This is a genomic window from Streptomyces sp. NPDC025793 (assembly GCF_055558375.1).
This window is the reverse complement of record NZ_JBVHMR010000012.1, coordinates 153,790-169,304: the sequence shown is the minus strand read 5'-3', so window position 1 is coordinate 169,304 and position 15,515 is coordinate 153,790. Positions and strand designations below refer to the sequence as shown.

At 69.0% G+C, this 15,515-nt stretch carries 9 protein-coding genes and 1 pseudogene; 4 read left to right on the top strand and 6 right to left on the bottom strand.

All coding sequences use genetic code 11. The annotated features are described in order from the left end of the window. Window positions 1–35 precede the first annotated feature (35 nt). The 3 genes and pseudogenes from ACZ4MF_RS23520 to ACZ4MF_RS23510 all read left to right on the top strand — a co-directional run. On the top strand, window positions 36–1,199 hold the full coding sequence (locus ACZ4MF_RS23520; RefSeq protein WP_467493880.1) for an exonuclease SbcCD subunit D: 1,164 nt from the start codon (window positions 36–38) through the stop codon (window positions 1,197–1,199). After that, on the top strand, window positions 1,196–4,192 hold the full coding sequence (locus ACZ4MF_RS23515) for an AAA family ATPase (protein WP_467493879.1): 2,997 nt from the start codon (window positions 1,196–1,198) through the stop codon (window positions 4,190–4,192). The genes ACZ4MF_RS23520 and ACZ4MF_RS23515 overlap by 4 nt, the downstream gene beginning before the upstream one ends. A gap of 183 nt (window positions 4,193–4,375) precedes the next feature. Continuing rightward, a pseudogene (locus tag ACZ4MF_RS23510) lies at window positions 4,376–5,059 on the top strand (transposase); the annotation flags it as partial. Window positions 5,060–5,262: 203 nt separating this feature from the next. Here ACZ4MF_RS23510 and ACZ4MF_RS23505 read toward each other — a convergent pair. Beyond that, window positions 5,263–6,726 carry a hypothetical protein gene (locus tag ACZ4MF_RS23505; RefSeq protein WP_467493878.1) on the bottom strand — a complete coding sequence of 488 codons (1,464 nt, stop codon included), beginning with the start codon at window positions 6,724–6,726 and terminating at the stop codon, window positions 5,263–5,265. Here ACZ4MF_RS23505 and ACZ4MF_RS23500 point away from each other — a divergent pair. After that, window positions 6,683–7,642: a ParB/RepB/Spo0J family partition protein gene (locus ACZ4MF_RS23500; protein WP_467493877.1), complete on the top strand. Its 960-nt coding sequence runs from the start codon at window positions 6,683–6,685 to the stop codon at window positions 7,640–7,642. The genes ACZ4MF_RS23505 and ACZ4MF_RS23500 overlap by 44 nt on opposite strands. Before the next feature lie 157 nt (window positions 7,643–7,799). Here ACZ4MF_RS23500 and ACZ4MF_RS23495 read toward each other — a convergent pair whose 3' ends face one another. The 5 genes from ACZ4MF_RS23495 to ACZ4MF_RS23475 form a co-directional block, all read right to left on the bottom strand. Next, window positions 7,800–8,099, bottom strand: coding sequence for a hypothetical protein (locus ACZ4MF_RS23495; protein WP_467493876.1), 300 nt, complete (start codon window positions 8,097–8,099; stop codon window positions 7,800–7,802). A 937-nt stretch (window positions 8,100–9,036) separates the two neighbouring features. After that, on the bottom strand, window positions 9,037–9,486 hold the full coding sequence (locus ACZ4MF_RS23490; RefSeq protein ID WP_467493875.1) for a hypothetical protein: 450 nt from the start codon (window positions 9,484–9,486) through the stop codon (window positions 9,037–9,039). A gap of 9 nt (window positions 9,487–9,495) precedes the next feature. Then, a complete protein-coding gene (locus tag ACZ4MF_RS23485) occupies window positions 9,496–13,800 on the bottom strand; it encodes a DUF6531 domain-containing protein (protein ID WP_467493874.1) in 4,305 nt (1,434 codons plus the stop codon). Continuing rightward, a complete protein-coding gene (locus ACZ4MF_RS23480) occupies window positions 13,790–14,155 on the bottom strand; it encodes a hypothetical protein (RefSeq protein ID WP_467493967.1) in 366 nt (121 codons plus the stop codon). Before ACZ4MF_RS23480 ends, ACZ4MF_RS23485 begins: the two co-directional genes overlap by 11 nt. A 196-nt stretch (window positions 14,156–14,351) precedes the next feature. Continuing rightward, entirely contained in the window at window positions 14,352–15,311 is a 960-nt protein-coding gene (locus tag ACZ4MF_RS23475; RefSeq protein ID WP_467493873.1) for an MBL fold metallo-hydrolase, read from the bottom strand. Between the last annotated feature and the right edge of the window lie 204 nt (window positions 15,312–15,515).

The window sequence follows — 15,515 nt, the reverse complement described above, 5'->3', positions numbered from 1 at the left end:
CGTGATGTCAGACCCGGCCGTTAACCTCGGGGATCATGAGACTGCTGCACACGTCCGACTGGCATCTCGGCCGGGCCTTCCACCGGGTGAGCATGCTCGGGGCCCAGGCCGAGTTCATCGGTCACCTCGTCACCGCCGTGCGCGAGCACGCCGTGGACGCGGTGGTCGTGTCCGGTGACGTGTACGACCGCGCGGTGCCCCCGCTCGCCGCGGTCGAGCTGTTCGACGACGCGCTGCACCGCCTCGCGGACCTCGGCGTGCCGACGGTCATGATCTCCGGCAACCACGACTCGGCCCGCCGCCTCGGCGTCGGCGCCGGGCTCATCGAGCGCGCGGGCATCCATCTGCGTACCGACCCGGCCGCCGCCGGCACCCCGGTGCTGCTCGCGGACACCCACGGGGACGTCGCCTTCTACGGTCTGCCGTATCTCGAACCGGCCCTGGTGAAGGACGAGTTCGCGGTGGACCGGGCCGGACACGAGGCCGTGCTCGGCGCCGCCATGGACCGCGTCCGCGCCGACCTCGCCACGCGCGCGCGGGGCACCCGCTCCGTCGTCCTCGCCCACGCCTTCGTCACCGGCGGCCGGGCCAGCGACAGCGAGCGGGACATCACCGTCGGCGGGGTGGCCGCCGTCCCGGCGGGCGTCTTCGACGGCGTCGACTACGTCGCCCTCGGGCATCTGCACGGCTGCCAGACCCTCACCGAGCGCGTGCGCTACTCCGGCTCCCCGCTCGCCTACTCCTTCTCCGAGACCGACCACCGCAAGAGCATGTGGCTGATCGACCTCGGCGCCGACGGCTCGGTCACCGCCGAGCGCCTCGACTGCCCGGTGCCGCGCCCGCTGGCCCGCGTCAGGGGCACGCTGGACGACCTGCTGGCCGACCCGGAGCTGGCCCGGTACGAGGACTCCTGGGTCGAGGCCACCCTCACCGACCCGGTCCGCCCGGCCGATCCCATGGCCCGGCTCACCGAGCGCTTCCCGCACACCCTCAGCCTGGTCTTCGACCCCGAGCGGGCCCCGGACGACCCCGAGGTGTCGTACGCCCGGCGGCTCGCGGGCCGCAGCGACCAGCAGGTCGCCGAGGACTTCGTCGCCCATGTGCGCGGCGCCGGGCCGGACGACCGTGAACTGGGCGTGCTGCGCGAGGCGTTCGACGCCGTGCGCGCCGACGACGCCGTGCGGGAGGTGGCCCGGTGAGGCTGCACCGGCTCGACATCACCGCCTTCGGGCCCTTCGGCGGCTCCCTCGGCGTCGACTTCGACGCCCTGTCCGCCGCCGGACTCTTCCTGCTGCACGGCCCCACCGGCGCGGGCAAGACCTCCGTCCTGGACGCCGTCTGCTACGCCCTGTACGGCTCGGTCCCCGGCGCCCGGCAGAGTGGAAACGGCCAGGGCATGACCCTGCGCAGCGATCACGCCGAGCCCGGCACCCGCACCGAGGTCCGCCTCGACCTCACCGTCGCCGGCCGCCGGCTGGAGATCACCCGGCAGCCGCCCTGGGCGCGCCGCAAACTGCGCGGCAGGGGGACCACGGTCGACAAGGCCCAGACCTGGCTGCGCGAGTACGACAGCGCGGCCGGCGCCTGGCGCGACCGCAGCCGCTCCCACCAGGAGATCGGCGAGGAGATCACCCAGCTGCTCGGCATGAGCCGCGAGCAGTTCTGCCAGGTCGTGCTGCTGCCCCAGGGCGACTTCGCCCGCTTCCTGCGGGCCGACGCAGAGGCCCGCGGCCGGCTGCTCGGCCGGCTCTTCGACACCCAGCGCTTCGCCGACGTCGAAAAACGCCTCGCCGACCGCCGCCGCGCCACCGAGGCACGCGTGCGCGAGGGCGACGCGGCCCTGCTTGCCGACGCCCACCGCATGCAGCAGCAGGCCGGCGACACCATGGAGCTGCCGGACCTGGCGCCGGGCGAGCCGGGCCTGGCGGAGCAGGTGCTCGCTGCCGCCGCCGTGGCCCGCGCCACCGCCCGCGAGCGCCTCACCATCGCCCACCTCCGCCTCGGTGCCGCCGAGTCCGCGCACACCGAGGCCCGCCGCGCCCTGGACGACGTACGCGAACTCGCCCGGCTCCAGGGCAGGTTCGCCGAGGCCCGGCAGCGCGCCGAGCGGCTCCAGCAGCACTCCGGAGCGCACCGTGAGGCCCAGGAGCGCATGGAGCGGGGCCGCAAGGCGGACACGGTCGCGCCCGCGCTGGAGCTGCGCGAGGCCGCCGAGCAGGAGCACCGCAGGGCAGCGGCGGCCGAGGCACGCGCGCGTGGGAGGCTCCCCGAGTCGTACGCCGACGCCGGAGCGAGCGGACTGGCCGCCGCCGCCCGCCGGGCCGCCGAGGAGCTGGGCGGCCTGGACGCGGCCCGGCGCGCCGAGCAGCGGCTCGTGCACCTGGCCGAGGAACGCGACGGGCTCGACCGGCAGGAGCGCGCCGACGAGGAGGTGCTGCGCGAGGCCGACACCTGGCTCGACGGCTGGGACACCGCTCGCGCCGCGCTCCAGGCCCGCGTGGACCGTGCCCAGGAGGCCGCCACCCGCGCCGAACAGCTCGCCGTCCGGCGGGAACCGATGGACCGCCGGCTCACCGCGGCCCGCACCCGCGACGCGCTGGCCGCCGACCTGGAGGACGCACAGCACCGGGCCCGCACGTCCCAGAAGCAGGCACTGGACGCCCGCGCCCACTGGCTCGACGTCAAGGAACAGCGCCTGAGCGGCATCGCCGCCGAGCTGGCCGCCCACCTCACCGACGGCGAGCCCTGCGCCGTCTGCGGAGCCACCGCGCACCCCGCCCCGGCCCGCAAGAACGCCGGACATGTCGACCGCGCGGCCGAGGAGCGGGCGCACCGGGCCTTCCAGCAGGCCGACCAGCGCCGCACCGAGGACGAACGGCGCCTCGGTGTCGTCCGCGAGGCCCTGGCCGCCGCCACCGCCGAGGCCGGTGACATCCCGACCTCCCAACTGGAAGCACAGGCGGGGGAGTTGGAGCAGGCATACGCCCGTGCCCGCCGTGAGGCCTCCGTCCTGCACGCCACCCACGAGGAGCTGCGCCGCGCCGAGGGCGAGCGCGAGCAGCGCCTCGCCGACCGCCAGCAGGCCGCCGTGCGCACCGCGTCCCGGCTCACCCGGCGCGAAACCCTGGAACGCGAACAGGCCCAACTGGAAACCGAGTTGGCGCAGGCACGCGGTGACGCGGGCAGCGTGGCCGCGCGCGCCGCCCAGCTGGAGCGGCGCGTCGCCCTGCTCACCGACGCCGCCGACGCGACGCGCAGCGCCGAGGACGCCGCCCAGCGCCTGAAGGACGCCGACGCCCGCCTCGCCGACGCCGCCTACCGGGCCGGCTTCGACACCCCGCAGGCCGCGGCCACAGCCCTCCTCGACCCCGCCGCCCACCGCGAGCTGCAACACCGCCTGGACGCCTGGCAGTCGGAGGAGGCGGCCGTACGGGCCGTGCTGGCCGAGGGCGACACCGCGGCCGCCGCCCAGCAGCCGCCCGCCGACCTCGCCGCGGCCGAGCGCACCGCGGCCGAGGCGGAGCGCCGCCTGCGCACGGCCGCCTCCGCGCGCGACGCGGCCGCCCACTGCCGCACCGAGCTGGACCGCCTCTCCGCCCGCGCCACCGAGGCCGTACGGCAACTCGCCCCGCTGCGCGAGGAGTACGACCGGGTCGCCCGCCTCGCCGCCCTCACCGCGGGCACCTCCGCCGACAACGAGCGCAAGATGCGCCTGGAGTCGTACGTCCTGGCGGCCCGCCTGGAGCAGGTCGCCGCCGCCGCGACCGCGCGCCTTCAGCGCATGTCGTCCGGCCGCTACACCCTGGTCCACTCCGACGACCGCTCCGGCCGCGGTCGCAGCGGGCTCGGGCTGCACGTGGTCGACGCCTGGACCGGCCGCGAGCGCGACACCGCCACCCTCTCCGGCGGCGAGACCTTCTTCGCCTCGCTCGCCCTCGCCCTCGGTCTCGCGGACGTCGTCACGGACGAGGCCGGCGGCGTACGGCTCGACACCCTCTTCATCGACGAGGGCTTCGGCAGCCTCGACGACCAGACCCTCGACGAGGTCCTCGATGTCCTCGACTCGCTGCGCGAACGCGACCGCAGCGTCGGCATCGTCAGCCACGTCCCCGACCTGCGCCGCCGCATCCACGCCCAGCTGGAGGTGGTCAAGGGAAGGACGGGATCGGTGCTGCGGCAGCGGGGGGTCTGAGCGGGTCATGAACGCTCGTTCGCCCGCTAACACATTGCTGTCAGTCTGGGCGGATTTGGTACCTGTCTTTCCGTCTCCTTCCTTGATCGTCCTCGGCCTTCTGTCCCCCGCCTGTCCCCCGGACATCCCCCGGGACCAGCCGTCATGGGAGTCGGGCCTGTGGGCATGTCCGCAGCCGCAGGTCTCAAGGCCGCCCCGACCCCGACGCGGGCGGCACGCCTGACCCGCACCCAGCTCCAAGCCGCCCTCAAGCGGGCCGGCCGCAAGCGCGGCATCGCAGCCGAAGCCGACCGAATCCGCGACAACTTCCGCGCCGAGCGGGCCCACCAGCCGCCACTTGTCGAGGACGCCCTCGGCAAACAGATGCTCGCCCTCCTCATGCAGCTCGACGCCGCCTGCACCGCCGCCGACCAGCTCGCCGAGGCGGTGGAGGACGCGTTCCCTCTGCATCCGGACGCTGAGATCCTGCTGAGCTTCCCCGGGCTCGGCATCCAACTCGCCGCCCGGATCCTGGCCGAGATCGGTGACGACCACACCCGTTTCACCGACGCCCGGGGGCTGAAGGCATACGCGGGCGCATCGCCCATCACGCGCGCCTCCGGCAAGAAGACGAGCATCACGCGGCGGTGGGTGAAGAACGACCGGCTCAACCACGCCGGATACCTGTGGGCCTTCGCCGCTCCGAACGGATCACCCGGGGCCAAGGCCCACTACCGTCGGCGCCGCGACGAACACGGAGACTGGCACGCAGCCGCCCGGCGGAACCTGTTCAATCGAATGCTCGGACAGCTCTATCACTGTCTTCAGCGGCGCGAGTTGTTCGACGAACGCACCGCCTTCCCCACCGAACTCGCCCCCGCCGCTTGACGCGTTGGCAACGTGAGGTGTCTGGCGGATCCTCAGCAAGGTCCGCATGAACGCCATCCACGCCACCACACTCCTGCGCGCCCTGCTCGTGCTGACGAACGCGGAAGTCAGCCGCTGACAGACGATCACCTGCCGACGATCACGTCCCTGACCGGCACGAGCACACCATCCACGACTCACGCCAGCCCCCGCGACCTGCAACTTCAGGTTGAAAACCTCTCAATGGGTCCGCCCTGGGGGTAGAGCACCGGCGTGGAACGCTGGAGGTACTGCCATGCCGGCTTCGGGCAGCTGTCCGCTGTGGCCTGGGCGTTGTCATCCGTGCACAGGTAGAAGTCGGCCTCGTAGTCCACGACCAGGTTGTAGGTGGCGTCGCAGCCGACGAGCACCGCGTTGGATGGGCACTGCCCGATCTGCCGGGAGCTGACGATCTCCACGGTGGACTGGTCCGGCACGGCGAACACGCCGGGGATTCCCGTGGTAGAGCCCTTGGACAGTTCCTGGTTGGCCTGTTTCTTCGCAGCGTTATCGGCTGCTTCCTGGGCGTCCTTGGCGTATTTGTCGGCGTCCTTGGCGTACTGCTCGGCCTCGCTGGCGTCCTTGTCGGCACGGTCGGCGGCGGCGCGGGCGTCCTTGGCGTCCTGGGAGACCTGGTCGGCTGCCTGGTGGGCTGCCTGGGCGTCGAGGGCGGCCTGGTCGGCGCTGTCGCGGGCGTCCTTGGCATACCCTTCGGCCCGTCCGGCTGCCGCATCAGCGGCGGCGGCGTCCTCTCCGGCCTGCCGGTCGTACTCCTTCGTCCGGTTCAGGGAGTCGACCGCTGCCGCTGCTGACGTGGCGGCGTCGGCCGAGTAGTCGAGTGCTTGGTTGGCGTAGTCGCGGGCGTCCGAGGCGGACTGTGCTGCGTTCGCGGCCGACTGGAGGGCGGCTTTGGTGTCCGCGCTGGCCTTATCCGCGAGCGCCTTGGCATCGGCGGCTTCCTGTTTGGCGTTCTTCGAGTGCGCGTCAGCGACAGCCTTCAGCTGCTCCGCGAGGGACTTGGACGCCTGACCGGTCAGGACCACCAGACTCGCGACACTGTCGGTGTCGACGTAGGGGGATCCGAGTTCGATGGCGTCGTTGGCCGGTTTGACGACCTGCTTCGCCGACTTCCCCGCATCCACCGCCGCCTGCGCCGTGATGTGCGCGTACCCGGCCGCCTTGGCTGCTGCGAGGAGTGCGACCGCCAGGTCCTTCTTCGCCGCGTTTGCTTGGGCCTTGGCGCTATTGGCGTCGGTCTCGGCCTGGTCGGCGAGTCTGACCGCCGCACGGGCCTCCGAGGCAGCGTGCTGCGAGGCGGCGATTGCGTCCGCGGTCGATGCGGTGGCGGTACGGACGTCGGCGTCGGCCTTGGCCTTGGCAGCCTGTGCGGCGTCGGAGTCCGCGCGTGCCCGCTTGGCCGCCGCTTCGGCACGGGTTGCTGCGGCGTCAGCGTCTCCGGCTGCCTGTGTGGCGGCGTCGGCGTCGCTCTGGGCCTTCTTGGCGGCTGCCTCGGAGTCGTCAGCGTGTTTGTCGGCGTCGTTCGCAGCCTGCCGTGCGGCGTCAGCATCGGCGCCGGCGTCAAGGGAGTCAGCGTAGGCGTTCATCGTGCTCCGCCGGCCGAAGGGCAAGCGCAAGTTCCAGATCATCATGGGCGGGCGGCGCTGGCGGGCGACGCACCTGGTGAAGGACGCCACCACCATCAGGGCCCAAGTCATCAAGAGCGTCGACGACGAGCGCGCGTTCATCATGGGCATCTCCGAGAACGTCGGCCGCGCGGACATGATGCTCATGGAGGAGGCGCAGGCGTACGCCGACCTGGTCGGGTTCGGTCACACGGCGGAGCGCATCGCGGAGATGTTCGGCAAGACGCCGGACTACGTGAAGTGGCGGATGGACCTGCTCAACCTGACGACCGACATCGCGGCGCTGGTGGCCGACGGAAAGATCAAGCCGCACTTCGCGTGGCACCTGTCACGGCTGTCGACGGCGAACCAGAAGGCGGCCGTCACCCGGTACATGAGGGGCGACTTCAGGTCGGAGACGGACGCCTCCACCTTCGCGCAGGCCCTGCGGATGAAGGAGAAGCAGGAGGGCTTCTTCTCGGACAAGGAGCTGTCGGAGAAGGAGAAGGAGAAGAAGGCCAAGGAGCGTAAGCAGGCCAGGACCAAGGTCGACCACGTCGAGCGGGCCGGGACCCTCATGGCGGAGCCGGCGAAGAAGTCCCCGGAGGAGCTGGCCGAGCTGTTCGAGGACGAGGTCGGCAAGCACCTGGACGCTGGGGAGCGCGTGCGCAAGGCGGCGGCCGAGGCGGCAAAGAAGCTGCGCAAGGCGAAGGCGATGTCCGAGGCGAAGCAACTGGAGGTTCGTCCCGAGCTGGAGGTTGCGTCGCCGGAGCTGGAGACCGAGGAGGACGAGCCCACCAAGCCTTCGGAGGAGACGGTGGGCACCGCGGACGGAGTCTCCGAGCTGGAGCCCACGGAGGCGGAGCTGGCCGAGGCGGAAGCGGAGCTGGCCAAGCTGACGGCGGCGGCCGAGCATGAGCGCGAGGAATCAGCGGCGGTCTGACGTCCTCCAAAGTGCGGCTGGGCGCCCTGACGGGGCCCAGCCGCTTTTTGCGTACTGGGCGATGGCGATGTCCGTCGGCGGAGAAGCCAGTCCCGACGAAGAGCGCCGACCTGCGCGTACTAACTTCATCGGCAAAGCGCTCGCGTAGCACCTGCCTTCAGCCCAGGTGCCACAGCGCATACACCGCAACGAGCAGGAGAAGTCCCGCACCTGCCATGACAGCGCCCAGGAACCGCAGATACCCGACAGAAGCGAAAAGGTTCGGAGAGCCGCCGAGATGTCCCATCGCCCACGTCTCCTGGTTCCTGCGGTGAATCCGTTCGGCTCTGCGAGTGGTGATCCCCCGCACATCGAACGCCCAACTCAACCCGCGCCACAGGAAAACCATGCCTCCCACGGCGAAGACGATGTCGATCATCGGGGACGGCCCGTGCGCCCCGGCGGCAAGGTGCTGCATTTTTCTTGACGTTCCTTTCGTCGTTCCGCGCCTCGGTCGGTCCAGGGTTCCCGTACGGCGTCCAGTGCGCGTCGATCAGCGACGGGCCAGCAGGGCCAGTCGCCCGCCGGGGCACTTCATCAGTCGCCACGCTGGCCACATGCGGCACGGGCGTGGGCAGGGCCTCCGGATGCACATCCAGCACGGGCGCCAAGTCGACCTGCGTCGCGCTGCCGTCGGGAGGCCAAGCCGGCCCCGAGAGGCGACAGCTCGGGGTTGGCCTGCCGTACCGACCATTCCTCTCGCTGTTACCTGCACCCGAGGGCAGGTTCGGAGCTGGCCGGAATTCTGTATCCGGCGGCCTCCTTCTCATCGAAGATGACGACCAATGAGGCGGGCATGTAGGTAAATCCAGGTCCGGCGGACTCTCCCAGGGCGACTGTCACGGGAGGGGTGACAGAGAAATCAAGTCGGAAAGCCCAGGGCATTGCCGGGCATCCTTCATTCGGTACGTGTATCACAGGCGTGATGCCGGTGAGAGTCGTCCCGAGGAACTCGGACCACTCGGTTCGTCCGGACACGTCGACAGCTGTTCCGGGGAGGTCCGGTGTGTCACCCGGTTCCGCCAATTGAAGGGCCAAGCCTTCGTTGAGGCCATCCATGGCCCAGGACGCCGCCAACACCCACCCGTTGCCCAGGGTGAGGGCAATCGCCATGTCAACTTCGTGCACGCCGCGGTCTGCGCGATGACCTTGGGGCCAGGTTCCACCCGACGGGGCTACATAGCGCACCTCTATAAGAGGTGCGTCTGCAACGCATGACAGGAGGGTCGCCAACCGTTCCCGGTAGAGCGGCTCCTCAAGCCAGGGGAGAAGAGTGGTCATGGCTAGTACCGTCCGAAATACTGGAAATCGCCATTGACGTGGCCCCGAATCTGCGACCAGCACCGTCGACCGCGTCAGCGTGTGAGTCGTGTCAAGGCGTCGTCATACCCCAGAGCGTTCTCAGGGAGTAGCTCCTTCATCCTGGTGAAGAATTCTGTGCCGGATCGCTGCAAGGCGGCCACGAGTTCCCGCTCTTCGACGGAAACTGTCCGCTTAACGTCGTCATAGGCGAGTGACACGAGGACGAGTCCGCCACCCAGTCGTTTGAATGACAATCGGATCGGCTGGTCCGGGAAGTATGTTGACGCTTCGCCTTCGGTCGCGAGCTTCAGAACCATGTCACTGATGTAGGCCCACAGTTCGTCGACATAGTCCCAGAGTTCCTGGTCCAAGACCTGTACACCATTGACCGTCATATCGACGGCACCTTCGACATACGAAGGATCTGGCGGGGGGACATTCGCCTCCGCCACGTCGATGAACGATCCCGACTTGGTGCGCAGGTAGGACGTGATGTTGATCATTTAGCCAGCCTACTTGTCGAGGATTCCGGGATAAAATTGGCCGACGCGACCGTTCTTGATGCCGAGGACGTAGTCCACGCCGTTTACTCGACCCTCAATCTGATACATGCCCATCGGGCCGCGCGAGACGAGTTCGTCCCGGTTCTGCTTCAGTGTCTCCGTGATGGCATCTTGCACATCCTGGATTGACATCTTTCCGTCGAGGAACGACTGCTTCGCCTTGACAGACCCGTCCCAGTATTCCGGGTGATGCCTTTCCAGGACATGCGCCAAACCCTTCTTGTCAAGCACGAACTCATTGCTACCGAACTGATATTTCTGGCTCTGCCAGCTCTTGAGTGCGTTCTCAACCTTGCAGGTGAACAGGCCCAGCGGATCCGACTCGCTCCCCGGGTTGCCGACATAGGCATGCGGGTTGGGGCCAGGCAGGAGGCCCATTGGGTCCGACGTGAGGTATCCGCCCGTTTCGGGATCGTAGTAACGCAATAGGTTGTAGTCGAGGCCCGTCTCGTCATCGGCGTACTGCCCCGGGAACCGCAGCCGGCAGTCCACAGCCGCCTCAGAGTCCACGGAAGCGGGGAACTTGGTGCCCCAGAGTGTGGTGCGGGACTGCCACGCGAGTTCGGCGGAGGGGGAGACCAGTTCCATGGGCGTGCCGACGACATCCGTGATCACGGCGTGAAAACGTGACCTCTTGTCGAGGCTGGTCTCCTCGGCCAGCCGGGCAAAGAACGAATCTGCGGCTGACGACTCCCGTCGGTCGGTCTGCGCGACCGGGCGATAGGTGCCTGGTTCGTAGTCCCAGGTGGTGACCCTGCCGTCCGGGCCCGTCTGTTCCGCGAGGCGGGTGTCGTCCCACGAGAAGTCGATGCGATCCGCTGCTTTGCCATCCTCGCCGACACGGTGTTTGGAGACGCGCCGACCGATCGGATCATAGTGGTAGAGCCACTGGTCGCCGTCAGGTGTGACCACTTCTGTCAGCCGGTCCTCGACATTCCATGAGTAGGTCCAGATGCGCTTCTGTCCGTTGAGGAGCTTGCGTGTTCGGCGGATCAGGCGGCCCTGTGCGTCGTGCTCGAACGTCGTGCGCCCCGCCCGGCGGACAATCGTGCCTTCGAACTCCCGTCCGCCCGCGGAGTCGTGGCCGGGGGCCGACGCTCGCAGCAGGTTACCGACCGCGTCGTAGGCATACGTTTCGGTCCATCCATGTGCGCGGACGCTCGTAACTCGACCCATCGCGTCCAGATCGAAGCGGCGCGTACCGGAAGTCAGCTCGCGGACCTCCGTGAGGTGTCCGTCGTCGCGGTAGGCATACGTGCGGTGCTGAAGGAGACGGTCCGATCCCGTACCAGTCGGAGCCGACACCAGGGACTGACCGGTCAGCCGCCCAGCCGGGCTCCAGCTCTGGGTCAGACTGACCGCCTCACCGAGTCGTCGCTCGGTCTCGCGTCCCGCCTCGTCGTAGGCGAAAGTAACTGAGCCCGCCTCCGAACGAAGCAGCGTTGGGCGTCCGACCGCGTCGTACGCCCATTCCGATGCCAGGCCGGAGGGAGTCATGCGGCGGGTGCGACGGCCGACTGCGTCGTACGCGAAGGTCGACGTACGGCCGTTGACTGTCTCCGACAGAGTTCGCCCCAGTGCGTCACGCTCGAACACCACCTCAGCGTCCGCGTTGGCCGCGCGTCGGAGCCCGCCGTCCAGCCCGTATTGGTACGTCGTGACCTGACCGAAGTCGTCTTCCTGAGCCATGACCCGACCGCACACGTCCCGTGTAAAGCGCATGATCTCGCCGGTGCCGTTGGTCCGGGCGATCAGTTCTCCCGCAGCGTTGTGTGCGTACGTCAGCGTGCGCCCGTTGAAGTCCGTCTCCGCGATCAGTCGGCCGGCCTCGTCGTAGATGTACGACCAGGTCCTCCCTTCGGGGTTAGTGACGCTGGTCAGTCGCAGTTCGGTGTCGTACGTGAACGCGTACCGGGTCCCGTTCGGGTCCGTGCGAGTAGCCGGGAGGTCGAAGGGCGCAGCTGTGTGGTGGGTGGTGTTGCCGACGGGATCGGTATGGGTGACGAGATTGCCCTCGGCGTCCCATGTCCACGACTCGCGGGTGCCGTCGGCCAGCTGACGCCACGATGGCTTGCCCTCCGTGGTCCAACCCAGACGAGTGACGTGGCCGAGCGGGTCGCACACCTCGATCACCCGGCCGAATGGATCACGGCGGAGTATCGTCGTGTGGCCCAGTTCGTCCGTCAGGGCGGTAGGCAAGCCCGCAGCGTCGTACGCCGCCGTGCGAATGTCGCCGAGTGCGTTCGTGATCGCTGTCGGACGGCCCGCTTCGTCAAGGGCGTACCGCGTCTCAGCGCCTAGAGGGTCGACCGTCGTGAGCGGGTTACCCCGTTCGTCGTACGTGTGCCGCCAGACCGCCCCGCCCGGCTCGACCACTTCGGTAGGCAGACCCAGCGTGTTGTACACAGCACGGGTCACCGAGCCGTCGGGCAGAGCTAGCTCAGTAAGGTTGCCAGCCTCGTCGTAGAGATAGCGGGTGGTACGGCCCAGGGCGTCGGTGACAGACAATGGCTTGTCGCCGTACTCGTCCCACTCCGTCCGGGTGACATGTCCCAGCGGATCCGTCTCTTCCACCACCTGGCCCTCGGCGTTGTACCGGTGAACCGAGACATGGCCCTGGGAATCCGTGTACGTCGTCGTGCGGACGGTGTCGTCGTAAGCCAGCGTGCCGGAGAGGATGCCGTCGATGCCCTCGGTGCGCACCACCCTGCCGCGTTCGTCGTAGATGTAACCGAACCAGGTGCCGTTACGGTCGGTCCAGCGGGTGACGCGGCCCTCGGGGTCGTAGGTGAAACGGAGAGGCTCGCCGCTGGAGTTGGTGACCTCGGTCAGGTTGCCCGACGGGTCGTAGCCGTAGCGCATAACGACCGTGCCCTCGTCGGGCGTGGTACCCGGGCGGTAGCGGGATGGCGGCTCGTCTAGCAGGCGCAGGGAGGTGATGCGGGGGCCCTGGGTGTCGACGGCAACGTAGTAGCCGCCGGAGTGGCGGATGCCGAACGGGATGCCCTCGTCGTCGCGTTCGACGTCGATGCGGTTGCCGTTGCGGTCCGTCCAGGAGTCCAGCGCCAAGTGGAACACGCCGAAGGACGGGGAGGGGACAGGGGCGGCGAAGGTCCGCGTCACGCCTGTCGCCGGGTCGGTGACCGTCATCGCGCCGTCCGGCTTGCCGTCCCACTCCAGCGGCCAGCGGGCGCCCTTGGCCGGCATCGTGGGAACGCCGGGTTCCGGCACCGGGTACACCAGACGCATGCCGTCCGCGGCAGCGAAGACGACACCCTCGCCGTCGATCTGGAGACACTCGTCCAGGGTGGAGATCCAGGTCGGACCGAAGTAGACGCCGCCCCGGTAGGAGGAGAGGTGAGTGCGCGTGAACTGAAGCGGCAGACTTCCCGGCAGTGTCAGGTCCGTCTGCGTCATCAGCATCGCGCCGGTGGCCACGTCGATCGGCTCGCCCACACACGGCATGTCGTCGGCTTTGCGGGCCGCCGTGCCCAGATCGATCAGGTCCGGGCGGAGCGACGGCGGGCGCAGCAGCAGCGGGGTGGTGTCGGCAAGGCCGCCTTCCATGCTCGCCTTCAGCAGGCCGTCGCCCGCTCCGAGCGCGCCGCCGAAGATCATGCCGTCCTTGGCGGCCTGGTTGACCTCGTCCAGGCTGAAGCCGTGCTGCAGACCCGTGACCATCTGCAGCGGCTGGGCCACGGCCGCGTCGATGGTGACCGACTCGACCCCGCCGAACGCAACGCCGGCGAAGGCGCCTCCGATGATGTCGGCCACCACTGCGGAGACCCCGACGCCGATCGTGGCGCCGAACTCGATCACCGCGTCCGCCGCGGCTGCCGCCGCACCCGAGGCGATGCCCGCAGTGAGCACGGCCAGCGTGATGCCGCCCGCGATCACGACTGCGTCGATGGCTATCCGCGTCCACAGCTTGTTGATCGCGTCGTCGATGCCGTCGGCGAATTTGTCCAAGCCGTTGGCCATGTCCCGCGAAGCTTCCGCGAGGTCACTCAGCCAGCCGCCGTGCTGATCCTTGGCGTAGCGGTTCCAGAACTTGTGGAACGCCTCGATCGACTCGCCCGTGTTGTTGTGGATGATCCCGGACGCGCTGCGGTTCACCGGGGAGCGGACGTCATCCACCGAGTGGGCGAACGCGCGCCACGCTTTCGCCGCAGCTCGCAGTTTGTCGGGGTCGGCCTCGGGCCACCACAGGCCCATGTCGAGAAGGATGTGGCGGGCTTTGGACTCAACGCTCACCGGCACCGTCGCTCTGCTTGTGGGTCTTTATTTCCGTGAACATGCCCGCGACGAGTTTGTCGTTGTCCACGTGTCCGTCGGACATGTCGACCATGGCTTCGTTGATGCTCGTCAGGCCGAGCACCAAGATGCCCGCCGCGCTCTCGATCTTCTTCTGGTTCGGCTTGTAGACGCCGCCGAACTGGTTGCCCTGGTCGTCGTGGCCCCAGGGCTCGCCGAGGCCGTCCAGGGTCTTGATCAAAGTGGTCAGGGCCTTGCTCAGATCAATGGCCCCCTGGTGGAAGGCCGGTGCTGCCGCCTTGATGTCGGCGGTCTTGATGTCCAGTACCTTGCCGGGGACCTTGCCGTCACCTATCGCTGTCGTCTCCCCCCGGTTCGCAACCGCGGCTACTGACCCTAGGGGAGACGGGTCAAGGAAAGGTCATGTTCAAGGTGTGCGTAGGTAATGTGTCAGCGGTGGCGCTGCCCATCGATGAGGTCGAGTTCGTTCGACTCCGGCCCAACTGGACAACAGGCATCCGCTTCATGAATGTCATGCCCAGCGACATCGTTCAGCCGGCTAGTGAGGCCATGCCTTCCACCATCGCGAGCGTGCTCGACGGCACCCCCACAACCCCGGCCTCCGCGTAGGCGGCCGCGGTCTGCGTGAAAAGACGCTCCGGATGCGCCCATGTGCCACCGTGGCCCGCCGTGATCCGGCGGGCCGCTTCGACCAGCGGCACACTGCGTCGTGCACACTGCGCAGCCTCCTCAGCAACGCGCGCGAGGCGGTCGCGGATATCTGCCACTCCACTACGGGCGAGCAGCGGCACGTGACCCGGCACGAACAACTCCGCGCCCGTGTCCAACAGCCTGTGGCACGCCCTGATGCAGCCGCTCAGCGAGCCCGACCACACGACCATGTGGGCTCCGGAAAACAGGGCGTCCCCCGCGAACACCACACCCTCCTCCGGCAAGCGCACGGCGACGTCGCCCGCGCTATGCCCGGCTCCGAGGTCGATCAACTCCACCAGCACAGTGCCGACCTTGACCTCCTCACGTCCCTGGAAGGTGCGCGTCTGTGCCGTCACCGTGACGCCGGCGAAGTCGAAGTGCGCGAAGTGCCGGGCAACGTACGCGCCAGCCGCATCCGGGCCACCCGAGCGGGCCAGCATCGTCAACCGCTCGGGACCCATCTCGTGACACAAGCCGGCGGCGCCTGACGCCGACGTGATGATCTCTGCCCCGGCCAGAAGCTGGTTCCCCCACGTGTGATCCCCGTTCTGGTGCGTGCACACCAGGAGACCGATCTCCTCCCGGAGGCACACCGACTCCACCGCCCTGAGCAACTCCTCCGTCGCGTGCAAGGTGAACTGCGTGTCGACGAGCAGCGCCTGGCCCTCGGACACGACGAGGCCGCTGTTGCTGTACCCCCAGTCCGTGCGGTCGTGCAGCCACGCCCAACTCGACGCGGACAGAGGACGAAGGCCAGGAGTTGGCACGAGCAGAATTTCCTTGTGTCGTTCGGTCACAGGCCCACATCAAATCGAATGCGAGGCCGCCTACCTTGCCTGGAGACAGGCCCCCACCCCACGGCCGCCGGAACTTCGCCAGGCATGGGACCAGGCCCGCGCAGCCCTCAAGGAAGCCCGGGCCAAGCCCCGCCAGAACACAGGCCCCGCCTCGCAGAAGAGGTACCTCGACTGCCTCTCCGCCGCACTCGGTGACGCGGTAAC

What these genes read in the sequence shown, in the direction of transcription:
- ACZ4MF_RS23495 (WP_467493876.1), bottom strand. Translation starts at nt 8,099, where the DNA reads ATGCAGCACCTTGCCGCCGGGGCGCACGGGCCGTCCCCGATGATCGAC.
- ACZ4MF_RS23505 (WP_467493878.1), bottom strand. Translation starts at nt 6,726, where the DNA reads ATGATGATCTGGAACTTGCGCTTGCCCTTCGGCCGGCGGAGCACGATG.
- ACZ4MF_RS23520 (WP_467493880.1), top strand. Translation starts at nt 36, where the DNA reads ATGAGACTGCTGCACACGTCCGACTGGCATCTCGGCCGGGCCTTCCAC.
- ACZ4MF_RS23490 (WP_467493875.1), bottom strand. Translation starts at nt 9,486, where the DNA reads ATGATCAACATCACGTCCTACCTGCGCACCAAGTCGGGATCGTTCATC.